General features: G+C 32.5%; 12 protein-coding genes. 7 read left to right on the top strand and 5 right to left on the bottom strand.

Going from position 1 to position 14,882, the window contains the following annotated elements; all coding sequences use genetic code 11:
• Positions 1-146: 146 nt before the first annotated feature.
• Together B6C84_RS06950 and B6C84_RS06945 are read right to left on the bottom strand one after the other, a co-directional pair.
• On the bottom strand, positions 147-1,034 hold the full coding sequence (locus B6C84_RS06950) for a DMT family transporter (protein ID WP_086354003.1): 888 nt from the start codon (positions 1,032-1,034) through the stop codon (positions 147-149).
• An 11-nt stretch (positions 1,035-1,045) separates the two neighbouring features.
• On the bottom strand, positions 1,046-1,912 hold the full coding sequence (locus tag B6C84_RS06945) for a YicC/YloC family endoribonuclease (protein WP_086354002.1): 867 nt from the start codon (positions 1,910-1,912) through the stop codon (positions 1,046-1,048).
• A gap of 163 nt (positions 1,913-2,075) precedes the next feature.
• On the opposite strand from B6C84_RS06945, the gene rph reads away from it, so the two are divergent.
• The 3 genes from rph (at position 2,076) to B6C84_RS06930 (ending at position 4,704) form a co-directional block, all read left to right on the top strand.
• Positions 2,076-2,792 (top strand): ribonuclease PH, encoded by a 717-nt coding sequence (gene rph, locus B6C84_RS06940; protein ID WP_086354001.1) that lies wholly within the window; start codon positions 2,076-2,078, stop codon positions 2,790-2,792.
• A 13-nt stretch (positions 2,793-2,805) separates the two neighbouring features.
• Positions 2,806-3,453: an orotate phosphoribosyltransferase gene (pyrE, locus tag B6C84_RS06935; RefSeq protein WP_086354000.1), complete on the top strand. Its 648-nt coding sequence runs from the start codon at positions 2,806-2,808 to the stop codon at positions 3,451-3,453.
• A gap of 144 nt (positions 3,454-3,597) precedes the next feature.
• Positions 3,598-4,704: an SIMPL domain-containing protein gene (locus tag B6C84_RS06930; RefSeq protein ID WP_086353999.1), complete on the top strand. Its 1,107-nt coding sequence runs from the start codon at positions 3,598-3,600 to the stop codon at positions 4,702-4,704.
• Between the two features lie 83 nt (positions 4,705-4,787).
• Here the strand turns inward: B6C84_RS06930 and B6C84_RS06925 are convergent, their stop codons facing one another.
• On the bottom strand, positions 4,788-5,492 hold the full coding sequence (locus B6C84_RS06925) for a GntR family transcriptional regulator (protein ID WP_086353998.1): 705 nt from the start codon (positions 5,490-5,492) through the stop codon (positions 4,788-4,790).
• Between the two features lie 173 nt (positions 5,493-5,665).
• On the opposite strand from B6C84_RS06925, the gene B6C84_RS06920 reads away from it, so the two are divergent.
• Positions 5,666-7,537, top strand: a complete 1,872-nt coding sequence (locus B6C84_RS06920) for a beta-glucoside-specific PTS transporter subunit IIABC (RefSeq protein WP_086353997.1) — start codon at positions 5,666-5,668, stop codon at positions 7,535-7,537.
• Positions 7,538-7,550: 13 nt separating this feature from the next.
• Entirely contained in the window at positions 7,551-8,987 is a 1,437-nt protein-coding gene (locus B6C84_RS06915) for a 6-phospho-beta-glucosidase (RefSeq protein WP_086353996.1), read from the top strand.
• Between the two features lie 129 nt (positions 8,988-9,116).
• On the opposite strand, the gene dinB is transcribed toward B6C84_RS06915, so the two are convergent.
• Entirely contained in the window at positions 9,117-10,172 is a 1,056-nt protein-coding gene (gene dinB / locus B6C84_RS06910) for a DNA polymerase IV (protein WP_086353995.1), read from the bottom strand.
• Positions 10,173-10,252: 80 nt separating this feature from the next.
• Positions 10,253-11,959 (bottom strand): phosphoethanolamine transferase CptA, encoded by a 1,707-nt coding sequence (cptA, locus tag B6C84_RS06905; RefSeq protein ID WP_086353994.1) that lies wholly within the window; start codon positions 11,957-11,959, stop codon positions 10,253-10,255.
• Positions 11,960-12,306: 347 nt separating this feature from the next.
• Here cptA and B6C84_RS06900 point away from each other — a divergent pair, with 347 nt between their 5' ends.
• Together B6C84_RS06900 and B6C84_RS06895 are read left to right on the top strand one after the other, a co-directional pair.
• Complete coding sequence (locus B6C84_RS06900; RefSeq protein WP_086320553.1) at positions 12,307-13,590, top strand: tyrosine-type recombinase/integrase; 1,284 nt, start codon at positions 12,307-12,309, stop codon at positions 13,588-13,590.
• A 33-nt stretch (positions 13,591-13,623) separates the two neighbouring features.
• Complete coding sequence (locus B6C84_RS06895) at positions 13,624-14,793, top strand: hypothetical protein (protein ID WP_133052308.1); 1,170 nt, start codon at positions 13,624-13,626, stop codon at positions 14,791-14,793.
• Positions 14,794-14,882: the final 89 nt, after the last annotated feature.

The raw sequence follows: 14,882 nt of genomic DNA, 5'->3' as shown, positions 1-14,882 counted from the left end.
GAGGTTTAAAATAGGAATACAAGACAGTCAAATTAGAAAATTAATCTATTCTTAGTTATCAGCAAATCAATGATCAGATTAGTGAAATTATTGTCTTTAGTTCAATAATTCAATCGTTCAATTAAATTCAATTAATAATATCGTTTTTAATTATTAATTACGCTTGATAATGTAACTATAATCAAACAGACAAAGATAAATAACATACCAATCCAAGCTATTAATGACAGCGATTCGCCAACAATTAACATAGCGAGAATTGCAGCAATAACCGGTTCCAATAGACTAATAGTAGTTGCTAAACTGGCAGATATTTTCGATAATCCATATCCATAGCATAGATATCCTAAAAACATTGGAATCAATGCCATATAACAGCCAACTGCAATATTATTCCATGCTGCAAAAAATGTCGTTCCCGTTATTAGCATCACTGGAATCAGTAATAAACCACCACAACCAAATGTAGCACCCATGGCCGCTTTGCTATCTATACCTTTTAACATTAATTGTCGTGCTGACCATGAGTAAAGAGCATAAGTAAAACCAGCAATAAGTCCTAATAAAATCCCCAAACCAACATGATTATATTCAACTGCGGTCGAAGCATTTTCAGAAAATGCTAACATAGTCATGCCGATAATACCCAATAAAGCACCAATAACCCATTGTTTTGTCACTTGGAAATCACGACTAATATATTCAATTATAGCTGATAAGATTGGCGCTGATCCTATTGAAACAACCGTGCCGATAGTAACACCCGATAAACGCATCGATGAATAAAATGCCAAAGGATAGATAGCTACGGCTAAGGCACCTACAACTAAAAAACGGCTATGAGCTGTTAATAATGAGTGGTTTTGCTTGATATTATAAATGGCTAATCCGCATTGCAATATCCCACCAATGCCCATTGCGAAGGAACCAATAAATAAAGGAGATAAAGTAGGAGCAAAAGTGGCTGCTGTGCCAGTTGTGCCCCATAATAGCGATGCCAAAATAACAGCAAAAATACCGAGATACTGATTCATCAACAAGTAAATTATTCGATATTTTGTACTTGCTCGCGGATTTGCTCAATCAACACTTTGAGTTCAATCGCGCTAGCGGTTACATCAGCATTAATCGATTTTGAAGCAATAGTATTGGATTCACGGTTGAACTCTTGCATCATAAAATCGAGTCGACGACCTACTGCCTCATTTTTCTTTAAGATCGAATATGTTTCGTTAACATGCGTCATTAACCGATCTAGTTCTTCAGCGACATCAATTTTTTGGGCTACCATAACAATTTCTTGTTCTAAACGTGAATTATCAAGATCAATATTAGCTTCTTCAAGCTTACTTTTTAATCGTTCTTTTTGCCATTCTAAAATCTGCGGCATCCAAGTGCGAATTTTATCAACTTCCACGGTTATCGCTTCTAAGCGTTGAGTAATTAATTCACAAAGCGCTTTACCTTCACGCTCCCGAACGGCGATAAACTCATCAATTGCGGTTTCAAGTAAGGCCAAAATTTCTTGCGAAATAGTATCCAAATTTTGTTCTTTGCTTGACATGACACCAGGCCAACGTAAAACATCAAGCGGATTTATTTGTCCCGTTTGATACTCACGTTTTATCCAATCACCAGCAGCTAATATTTGTTTAGCAAGTTCAATGTTTAATGACAATTCTTGATGTTGTGCTGCGGGATCTAATTCGAAACGTAAATTACATTCGACTTTTCCGCGCGTTAATCGTGCACGAAGTCGTTCACGAATAATTGGCTCAAGAGAACGAAACTGTTCGGGTAAACGAATATAGGTTTCTAAGTAGCGTTGATTGACCGAACGTAACTCCCAAGAAGCACTACCCCATGATTGGTTCAACTCTTTTCGCGCATATGCGGTCATACTAGAAATCATAATAGGTCCTAAATTTATAAAAAACTTGCTGGGCATTGTATCACAAATTCTGTATAATGTGCTCTTAGCTTAGGCTAAACATCAACGCTTTCTTGTTGATGTCCTCCTAAATGATTTAATAAGTTCAAAGATAAATTTTAAAATAAAACTGCTGGAGAATTGCATGCGCCCGTCTGGTCGATCCGCGGAACAAGTCCGCCCAATCAAAATAACCCGTCATTACACTAAGCATGCAGAAGGTTCTGTATTAGTCGAGTTTGGTGAAACAAAAGTACTTTGTAATGCAACAATTGAAGAATCTGTACCTCGCTTTTTAAAAGGTCAAAATCAAGGTTGGGTAACCGCTGAATATGGTATGTTGCCTCGAGCAACCAATTCAAGAACTCAACGTGAAGCGGCAAAAGGAAAACAAACAGGCCGTACCATGGAAATCCAACGCCTTATTGCCCGTTCATTACGCGCAATGATTGATCTAAAATTATTAGGGGAATATACCATTACATTAGATTGTGATGTTATCCAAGCTGATGGAGGCACTAGAACAGCATCAATAACTGGTGCTTGTGTGGCATTAGTTGACGCAATAAACATGATGTTAGCAAGTGGTAAAATAAAGCAAAACCCAATTAAATCTTTAGTGGCTGCCGTATCGGTAGGCATTGTTAATAGTGAAGCGGTATGCGACTTAGAATATATTGAAGATTCTAATGCCGAAACCGATATGAATGTGGTAATGACTGATGATGGTCGCATCATTGAAGTTCAAGGTACTGCCGAAGGTGAACCATTTAGTCATGAAGAATTATTAACTTTATTAGAACTGGCAAAAAATGGCATTACAACCATTATAGAAGCACAAAAACAAGCTTTAAAAGATTAATTGGAGAGGATCGATGAAATCATATAAGAGTGAATTTATAGAATTTGCTTTAGATAGGCAAGCATTAAAATTTGGTGAGTTTACCTTAAAATCAGGACGGAAAAGTCCCTATTTTTTTAATGCAGGACTATTTAATACCGGAAAGGATTTGGCGTTATTAGGTCGTTTTTATGCCGCTGCATTAATGGATGCAAATTTAAAATATGATGTCATCTTTGGTCCTGCCTATAAAGGTATCCCAATTGTCTCATCTACAGTTGTGGCTTTATCCGAGCACCACAATGTTGATGTACCTTATTGCTTTAACCGAAAAGAAGCTAAAGATCATGGTGAAGGTGGTAATTTAGTTGGTAGTTCTATTTATCAACAACGCGTCATGTTAGTTGATGATGTAATTACCGCTGGTACTGCAATTCGTGAATCAATGCGAATTTTAGAAGATAATCAATCTAAACTTGCTGGCGTATTAATCTGTCTTGATCGTCAAGAAAAAGGTAGAGGTGAATTATCCGCTATTCAAGAAATCAAACAAACTTATAGTTGTGACGTAATTTCGATTATCACTTTAGATGATTTGATCCAATATCTTTATCGTGATCCATCACGTAAAGACCAAGTAGTCCAAGTCGAAGCATATCGTTCTGAATATGGCATTAAATAACCAAGCGTCGTAAGACGCTTTTTTTATATTTGCAAGTTTTTACAATTATTTGACAACTTTTCAATTAAATTAATTATAATTTGTCTTATCTTTCTACATTAATTTACTTAAGCCCATTTCTCTAGACTGAATTAAGGAAATAAAATGAAAAAAACATTTATATTAATTTTGTTACTCAATATAAGCACCATATTTCCATCTCAGGCAAACTATAACGAGTTAAACGTCAGTAACTCTTATTTAGAACTGCAACAATTAAAATATGGAAAAGATCTCATTCCTGTGGGGCAAATTAATTCAAGTATTATTGATAGCATTAAATTAAAACCTGATACAGTTGAATTTTCTATTACTTTAGAAACAGAAGGTGCAACACCTACTGAAGCTTCAGATCTTAACGTTGAGACAATGAAGAAATTAAAAAATTACCTAAACACACTTAATATCACCGATGATAATTTAGTCACCATAGACTACAAAAACAGAGTTAAAACAATTGCGAAAGAAAACAATCAAGAAGATAACCATTATCAAGCGTTTCTTAATATTGTATTAACTATTGATGATAATGACAGTTTTATCAATCTAAATAAAGCCCTTGATAAATATAATATAAATGATATTTCTCAGCTTGAAGAAGAGAAGTTAACTAACTATTATCTATTCCAAATTACTGCAGTCGCTAATAGTGAAAGTAAAGCAAAAGAAGATCTATACCAAAAATATACTAATATCGCCAATGATTTAAAAAATATCGGTTTAACAAATATTTCAATTAAGAGCTCGTTTGTCCGAAAAATTGATACAAACAAAATTAATGAGCAACGTTATTTTGTTAATAACACTTTAAAAATAAAAACAGATAAACTCGATCTTATCGGTAAGATCATTGCTAAAGCACAAGAGTTAAAAATGGAAGTCAATAATAACATCTCTTATAGCGTATCACCACAAGCCATTCAAACCGCAGTAAAAGAGCATGAAACTCTTTTATTAAACCAATTAACCACTAAAGTTGAACGCTTAATAGCTAAACAATATGTCGTTGGTGCACCTATTTCACTTGAAATTCAATCAAGATATCCTGAAGCAATTTATGAAAGAAATAACTCTAGTAGTGATCAAATGATGGGCAAAATGGTTTCAATGAAGAACTATAGTAATGTTGATATTTATACACCACCTGAATATGAAATCACCCTAACCTTATCAGGCTCATTCGAAACTCTTAAAAAGGTCGAGCAAAACTAATTTGATGTAAATTTATATAAAGTCTTTAGATTGATTAGATTTCATTTGGTTAATAATTTATTAACTAAATGAAATCTTGCAGACTATTTTGAATGACTTTGAACAAAGAATTTCGCATTATCGTAATGATAGATAATTTGTGAAAAATCGAAAGGTTCACCAGAAGAAGTATAAAAGATCTCTTCAACACATAAAGCGGGATCGCCGGCCTTTAAACCCAAATAAGGAGCGATATCTTCATCCAATTTTATGGCTTTAAAATATTTATCTGAAAAACCGATATTGACCTTACAAATATCTTTTACATAACTAAAGATTGAGTTTTCGGCAATTTCTTTATTTAAATAAGAAATTATATTTTTTCGATAATAAGATTGTTCAAAACCGTATACTTTATCTTCAACCAAACGTAATCGCTTTATATAATAGACATATTCATCATCTTCACACTGAAGGTTTTCTTTAACTTTAGCATTAGGTTGAATAACATCAACATTAAATACTTGCGATGAGCCAGGTAAATCATTGAGATCGACACTAAAACCATGACTTTCCAGAAAATTTAGATAACCTTGTTTTTTCGGTTGTCGAACAAAGATACCACTACCTTGGATTTGATAAATTACGCCATGTCTTTCAAGACGATTTAGAGCCTTAATAATAGTAGTTCGGCTAACTTGATATTGCTGAATTAAACCTTCAATATTTGGTAATTGCGTACCTTTAGGCAAATCTTGCTGATAAATTGCTTGCTGGATTTTTTCCGCTATATCTTGATATTTTAACATTTGTTATTCTTTATTATTGTTATAAATAGTTTTTATTCTATACCTGTAAATTAATTATTAAATCAAAATTACGAGAAAACGGGATCTAGATCACAAACAATAAAATTGGTCATTAACAATTTTTAATTTAAGGATAATATAAGCTCTCTTACCTGTTGAAAGGAGCATAATTAATGTCATCTAAAATTAGAGATTATAATAAATTGGCAGTTGATATATTAAATGAGTTAGGCGGTGAAGAAAATATTGTTACCGTAGCTCGTTGTGCCACTCGTTTGCGTTTAGTTACGCAACAAACGCCAGAAAACGCTAAAGAAAATATTGCAAAATTCCCAGGCGTTATCACTGTGGTTGAAAAAGGTGGTCAAATTCAGATTGTTATCGGTACTAATGTAGATAAAGTCTATAATGCCTTTACCCAATTAATTAAAGGTGGTAATAAAGTTGATGTAAATAGTAAAAGTAGCATTTTAAACCGTGTTATTGCCACTATGTCAGCCGTTTTTGCCCCATTTGTTTATGTATTAGCTGGTGCAGGGATATTACAAGGTATCTTGATTTTAATTAAGCTAGCTTTCCCAGAATTTGAAGCAACAGGTACTTGCCAAGTATTTAACTTTATTTCTTGGGCTCCATTCGCATTTTTACCTATTTTTATTGCCATTACCGCATCGCAACATTTCCGTTGCAACATCTATATTGCAGTAGCTTGCTGTGCAGCCCTACTTTCACCAACATGGGCCGAATTGGCAGCTATGATTAAATCAGGACAAGAGATTAATCTTTTTGGATTAGCACTGTCTGAAACTACTTATAGCTCAACCGTATTGCCACCGCTATTTTTAGTTTGGTTGCTATCTTATCTAGAGCGTTTCTTAGAGCCTAGATTACATAGCATTATTAAACCGCTATTAATGCCATTAATCAGTCTAGTGATTATGGTGCCATTGACTTTAGTTGCGATTGGTCCACTTACTGCTGGTGCTGCACATTATATTGCTAGTGGTTATAACTGGATTGTTAATCTTGCTCCATGGGTTGCCGGTGGCATTATTGGCGCATTTTGGCAAGTACTTGTTATTTTCGGCGTCCATTGGGGTATTACACCTGTGATTATCGAAAATATTAGCCAATACGGTAAAGACTCTTTCCAAGCTTACCAAACTATTGCCGTAATCGGTCAAGTTGGTGCTGCACTAGGCTTCTATATCAAAACGCGTTCTAAAGAAATGAAAGGTGTCTCTTTATCAGCATTTATCACTGGTCTATTTGGTATCACTGAACCGGCTATTTACGGGGTTAACTTACGTTTCAAAACACCATTTATCTATGGTTGTGTCTGTGGTGCTCTTGGTGGTATTGCTGCTGGCTTCTTTACACCTTACTACTATACTTATGCAGCATTACCTGGACCATTAACCATCGTTAATGCAATTAATCCAGAACATTATGGTTCGTTCATCGGTGTTGCACTTGGTTCAGCCATTGCGTTATTTGGCCCAGTCCTACTTCTACAAATTTTTGGGACTAATGAAACAAAAGCAAATAATGTACCTGTTGAAGACGATACACCAAAAATCGTTATCGACGAAATCGATGTAACAAGTCCAATGATTGGTAAAGTATACCCACTAAGTGAAGTTCCAGATCCCGCATTTGCTCAAAAATTGATGGGTGAAGGTATTGCGATAGAACCAACTGAGAACCATGTTTATGCACCTTATAATGGTAAAGTGACCGCCGTTTTTGAAAGTTCAAAACATGCTATCGGTTTAACTTTAGATAATGGCGTAGAATTATTAATTCACGTTGGTATTGATACTGTTAATCTGACTAACAATGAATTTAGTTACCATGTAAGTATGGGACAACAAGTTAAAACGGGTGATTTATTAATTAGCTTTGATCCACAAGCAATTAAACAAGCTGGTTACCCATTAATTACACCGATTATTATTGTTAATACTGATCAATACCAATTGATCACATTAACTGATAAAACTGAAGTAAATCTTGACGATATCTTATTTGAAATTAAGCAATAACAAGGAACCAAAAATGACTAAAAAACCATTTTTATGGGGTGGTGCATTAGCAGCCCACCAATTTGAAGGCGGCTGGAATGAAGGGGGCAAAGGACCGAGCGTGGTTGATGTCATGACCGCTGGTGCTCATGGCGTTGCAAGACAAATCACTCAAGATATCGAAGCAGGTAAATTTTATCCAAATCACACTGCAATTGATTTTTATCATCATTATAAAGAGGATATTAAGTTATTTGCTGAATTAGGTTTGAAATGTTTACGTACTTCAATTGCTTGGACACGAATCTTTCCTAATGGTGATGAGTTAGAACCAAATGAAGCTGGTCTACAGTTTTATGATGATGTGTTTGATGAACTTATTGCTAATGGAATTGAACCGGTTATCACCCTTTCACACTTTGAAATTCCATTACATATTGCTCGTCATTATGGTGGATTTAGAAATCGTAAAACCGTTGAATTTTTCGAACGTTTCGCAATTAGTTGTTTTGAGCGCTACAAAAATAAAGTCAAATATTGGATGACGTTCAACGAAATTAATAATCAAATGGATACCAGTAATCCAATCTTCTTTTGGACTAATTCAGGTGTGCAAGTTAAACCTGGTGAAAATCCACAAGAAGTACTTTATCAAGTGGCTCACTATGAATTATTAGCCAGTGCTAAAGCAGTTATTGCTGGTAAAAAAATTAATCCTGATTTTGAAATTGGTTGTATGATTTCGCATGTACCAATCTATCCATATTCTTGTAATCCTGAAGATATGATGGCATCAGAAATCGCTATGCATCAACGCTTCTTCTTCCCTGATGTACATGTACGTGGTTATTACCCTGCTTATGCATTAAAAGAGTTTGAACGAGAAGGTTACAAACTTGACATCACTGAAGATGATTTAGCCTGTTTAAAACAAGGAACAGTTGACTACATTGGCTTTAGTTATTACATGTCAACAGTGGTAAAAGCTGATGCTAAAAATGACCATCGTGACAATATCGTCAATGGTGCGCTACCAAATGCGGTAGAAAATCCATACATTAAAAGCAGTGACTGGGGATGGCCAATCGATCCAGAAGGATTACGTTATACTCTTAACCGTTTATATGATCGTTATCAATTACCACTATTCATTGTTGAAAATGGTTTTGGTGCGATAGATGAACTAGAACATGATAACCAAATTCATGATAAACCACGTATTGAATACCTTGGCGCTCATATCAAAGCGATGCAAAAAGCGATGGATTACGATGGTGTTGATGTGATTGGTTATACAGCATGGGGAATTATCGACGTAGTATCTTTCACTACTGGAGAAATGAAAAAACGCTATGGCGTAATTTATGTTGATCGTGACAATGAAGGTAACGGCAGTATGAAACGCTATAAAAAAGAATCATTTGAATGGTATAAAAATGTGATTAAGACTAATGGTCAAAATTTAAAATAATCATTTAGCTATATATTCAAAATAACAATCAAGGATCTGATTTATCAAAATTAAATCAGATCCTTTATCATTAACAAATCTCACCATGATCTAACAGTAAAAAATAACTATTTGATCGTCAGTTAGCAATCAAAATTGAAAAATTAGCTGTTTTTCAACTTGAGGATCTATTAAAGTGACATGAAAACCAATTAATCTTATACCTCGATTATTTCGTCTTTCTGACCACACTTTATAAGCCTGTTCAATCAGATCATCCTTATCCAATTTTGACCATACATGCTCTTGAGTTGTCAGTTGAAAATCATCAAATTTAAATTTGACACCTTGCCTTGCAATCGATAAATCAGCACGAACTTTGCTTAATCTTTTTTCGAGTTCATCAAATAAAGGATCAAATTGAGCTAAACACTCATCCCAACTATGAATATCATCAACTAAAGTACGCTCTACGCCTACGGATTTACGTTGTCTGTCATTACAAACTTCACGTTCATCTATACCTTGACAACGTTCATATAAAATTCGACCAAACTTACCAAACTGATTAAGCAATTTTGTTAGGTCATAATTGACAACATCCTTACAAGTATATAATCCCAATTCAGTTAGCTTTTTCTCAGTTACTTTACCCACACCAGGAATTTTTTTTAGCGGTAACTGTTCAATAAAACTCCCTACTTGTTCAGGTGTAATTACATACTGTCCGTTAGGCTTATTCATGTCAGAAGCTATTTTGGCTAAGAACTTAAGTGGAGCAACACCTGCCGAAGCAGTGAGTTCGAGTTCTTTATATATCGCTTGACGGATATCTTGAGCAATTAAAGTAGCTGAGCCGTGAAAAAGCTTACAATCAGTCACATCTAAATAAGCTTCATCAAGGGAGAGAGTTTCAATAGCTTGAGTATATCGTTTAAAGATTTGCTGAATTTGATTAGAAACTTCTTTATAAACAGCATGTCGACCGGGGATAACTTTAAGATTAGGACAGAGCTTAATTGCCTGGGCCATGGACATCGCACTATGGACACCAAATTGACGAGCTAAGTAATTTGCAGTTGATACCACACCTCGCTTACGCGGATCACCCCCTACCGCAATAGGAATATTGCGATAACGGGGATTGTCTCTCATTTCGACAGCGGCATAAAAACAATCCATATCGACATGAATAATTTTTCGCATAATAGGTGTAATAGCATTAAAAAAATAACTGTATAAATATACAATATCACACCTTAACTTTATCTGCAAATTACTCACTATTATTTAGTTAACTTATCAAAATCAGTTAAGCCTTTTTTATCATGAGGATCGCCAATCCAACGAATTGGTTGTTCAAATTTCGGATTTATTATACTTTTTTCTGGAGTATAGGATTTATAACTAAGCCCAGCTAAATCAGACCAAGTATGAATCAAGTCTTGAGTACTGAATTTTCTATTCACATAGGACTGATAGTTATTAGGATGACTAGCTAGCCATTTTGGTGACTGCCATAGCATGAATGGTACAGTATACATCACCTTAGTAGGCGCTTTTTCATTACGACCTAGAATATCATGCGGAGGGGTTTGATAAACATCTTCACCATGATCAGAAAAATACAACATAAAACCATTTTCCTGACTATCTTTAAATAAATTAAATAGTTTGGTTGTTACAAAGTCATTATAGGTTATTGCATTATCATAACTGTTATAAACCTTTAACTTATCATCATCAAGTTTAAATGCTAAATCTGATCTATTATTAAAACGCTGATAATCAGTACTTTGAGGATAGCGCAATTCATATTTCATATGCGTACCAAGCAGGTGAATGACGATAAATTTCTTTTCAGCAGGATCATGTAATACTTTTTTAAATGGTTCAAATACCGATGAGTCATATTGTCGTGAACTTTGATTACGATCGTTATTCATATAAAACTGTTCATCAGCTTGTTTAGAAAACATAGTTAACATCGTATTACGTTTTGTCATAGTCTGTTGATTAGTGATCCAAAAGGTTTTATAACCAGCTTGCTTCATAAGGTGAATAAGAGATGGTTTGCTAAGATATAAATCTGGATTTTGTTCATCTGCCAAAGTTAGGGCTTGCTGTAATATTTCAATAGTATAAGGTCTTGATGAAACCACATCATTAAACACAACAAAATCAGGATTATCTTGCTTAAATTGTTCAATCAACGGCGTAGTATTGCGTTCATAACCATAAATTCCCATACGATTACGTGTAGTCGATTCACCAATCACTAACACTAATGTTCTTGGCGTATCACCATTAGCATCCGTTAAATTTTCAAACTCAGGCAGTGTTTGCAGATGATTTAAAATATTCTCCATATTCGACAATTGTGAACGATATGCTAAATAACTGTTGATCAATTGCCAAGGAACTGTAGTTTCCATACGTTCTTGTAAATGCTGAGTTGCTTGTGAAAATGACATTTTTTTTATTACAACACCAATACACAATGGCATTAATGCATAAATAACAATAATTATCGACACTAACCATTTAGTCATATTTTTAACATAAACAGGTTTAACTTTAAGCCATAGAAAAAACCCAAGCAAAATATAGATCAGCAATACTATAACTAACTTAATGCTTAAATATTGAGAGATAAATTCATGTGATTCGTTATAATTTGACTCGGCCATTACAAAAAAGACACTCTGTGAAAACTCTTGCCGATATATGGTAAAATAACCAATAGAAATTAATGATAATCCCCCAATTATAATGCCATAAACAGTAGCAATTTTTTTGGTATAACGAGGAAAAAATAATACCGGTACTAGCCAAATCATGCTGTAAATAATTGAATCACGAAAGCCAATAAAATTAGCATGTCCAGACAACGCAATATAGAGTTGCAAACTACAAGAAAAGTAACAAAAAAATAAAATTACATAGAGCAATGAACACCAATTAAAATCTGGAGAATTATCTAACTTTTGCATAGCTACTATTATTCACAATTAATAATGGTAACTAAACTAACAAAAGCAGATTAACAAAACCTTAAGAGCAAATAATAATGGTTAATTACTGTCTTTTTGTGAAAGAAAAGTAGAAAATCAATAAATTCTGATTGAATGAGAACCAGATATCTTTAATAAAAGTAAATATATTCATGTAACTATCATTTTTATTGTTTCTTTTTGTTTCAAATTATGTCATAAAATATCATATAATCTTATTTATAACTGTAATAAAAACTGTTATAAATTTTAGAGAATCCTGTGATATTTTTTGAGGATTTTTTAGTGATTTATTGATTAAAAAGATAATAGGAAAAAGTCATTATATGAGTGGTAAGAAACAACCTTTGGTAGATTTAAAAATTAAAAATATGAAGAACGGAAGTAGACTAACTGATACAAATGAAAATAGAGGTTTAATTGTAAAAAAATCACCAAAAACCAAAAAAACTTCTTTTTTTTATCGCTATGAAGAGTTGGGAACTAAAAAAAGTAGAGAAATAAAGTTCGGCGATTACCCTGATATGTCCTTATCAAAAGCAAGGGTAGAATTACAAAAATTAAAACAAATTCGTCGAAATGGAGGTTCTCCAGCAGATGAAATTAAACAACAAAAGAATGTAGTTAAAAAATGCCAAAGTAAAAGTGAAACATTTAAAGATTTAATAGATTTATATTTGATAAAATATATAGAAGTCAGAAAAGGTAAATCAGATAATATTATAAACGATTCAAAAATATCAAAATATCAGAAAGAAGTCAGGAGAACACTTTATTCAGATCCAATTAAAAAATTAGGTAAATATAAAGCAACGGATATAACAAAAAAACAAATAATCTCTCTTATAATGGATGTTATTAATAGAAATGCAAAAACACAAGCGAAATTTATGCTAAATCTATTAGTATCAGTATTTGATTATGCTATAGGTTTGGATGTGCTTGATGAAAGTATTACTAACCCTGCACTATTAGCAAAGAGAACTTTACTCAAATCAAAAATAAAATTCACAAATCCATCAAAAATACGTCATTTTAGTATTCTGGAACTTAAAAAATTTTTGCAATGGTTACCTGAATGTCCACTACCTAAAGATATAAAAAATATTTTTTTATTAACTTTATATACAGGATGCAGAACAGGTGAATGGTGTAATGCTAAATGGGAACATATTGATTTATCGAATAAAACATTTCTAATTCCGATTGCTAAAAACAATACATCACATGCTGTTCAGTTATCAAAACAAGCATGTGAATTATTGCAGGAAATTAAAAAGGACAACACATTGGAATATATTTTTCCTAAAAGGGGAAATAATCAAAATTCTCTTTCTAAAAAATTAAGTTATTTGAAACAAAAGAATAGAATGTTAGATATTGAGGATTGGACTCCCCACGATTTGAGAAGGACAGTTAGAACTGGATTAGCACAACTAAACTGTCCAACAGAAGTTGCTGAAGCAGTATTAGGTCATTCACCAAAAGGAATAGTAGGAACATATAATTTATATAGCTATGCCGATCAATGTAGAGAATGGTTGCAAAGATGGTGTGATCACATAGATAATTTGAGGGTTACCAGTTATGATATTTCTGATATTATTTAGTCAAATTAATTTTTAATTCAATATTATCTGTTTATGTGTAGTAATTTTAACAAAATTTCTTTTGATGATGCATATGAAAGATTGCTAACAGAATTTCCTGAGCAAGTAGATAAAATTTTAATAAATCCATCACGATTTAAAGTTTGTTTAAATATATTGAGAGGATTTTACCGACTTAATGATATCTATCTTTATGATTCAGATGGAAGACAAATAATGAAGAGGTTTAGTGATTTCTTTTACCCTGAAAAGGATTTCATAACTGAATTTGCCTATAAATATTTTTGTATAAGAATAAAAGAATTTACTAAAATTCTTGATAAAGCAAAAGATCTTAATACTAAATTTCCCGATGATTCTGTATTGACATCTATAACATCAGTTTGTCCTTCCATAATTCAAAATAAAAAAGAAAAAAACAAAGATAATAGATTACAGTTATCCAACCTTATAAGGGATATGGATTATTTTTATATTAGAGTTCCTCAAAATACTCAATTGATTTTAAATAATTACTGCTGGTTATTAGGAGATTATTATACTAAAGAAAAAATAAAAAGTTATCGTATAACAATAGATGATTTTTTAGAAGAATGTTCATTATCGCCCAATCAATGGGGATACAAAGATAGTATTATATTAGGCGAAATAGATGATACTTTTAGTTTTTATCGATTAGATACAAAATGCTTTGGATTACAAAACAATGGTATTTTAATTAATAAAATATTTCTTAAAGAAGAAAATATCTCTATAGATTGCATTAATGGAGGTGTTTTAACAACATTCCATTTAATACCAGATTTTTTTTATTATGTTAAAAAACCATTTTTAGTTAGATTTGAAGATATATATGTTAATGAACAAGATGCAAAAAATAAACTTTACCTAATTCAAAAAAGTAAAGCAGATTGTTTTGACAATTATACTGTTGATGTTCAAAGATTAAATATAATCAGATATGCAATTGAAAATCATATTTTAGATAACTATTTAGAATATTATGTTCCAAATGGAATACCAGTTTATCAAAATACGAAAGAGCATTTATTTAATACATTGGCTAATTGTAATAAAATCTCAAATAAATTTAATAATAAAAATAAAAAGTTATTTAATGTAAATGCCAATGATTTTTTTAAAGGCAATCAAGATATTAAGAAAATAATAAGTTTCAGAGTAGGTAGACCTCGTAAGATATAGTACATAAAATATAGGGTATTAATATTACATGAAATACCCTACATTACCCAATTTTTCACTATAAATTATAATGTTATAATATTTAATAT

The organism is Gilliamella apis (assembly GCF_002142155.1).
In the GTDB taxonomy this organism is placed as follows: Bacteria; Pseudomonadota; Gammaproteobacteria; order Enterobacterales; family Orbaceae; genus Gilliamella; species Gilliamella apis.
Note: the sequence above shows the minus strand (reverse complement) of the source record. Positions and strands in the feature narration are given on the sequence as shown.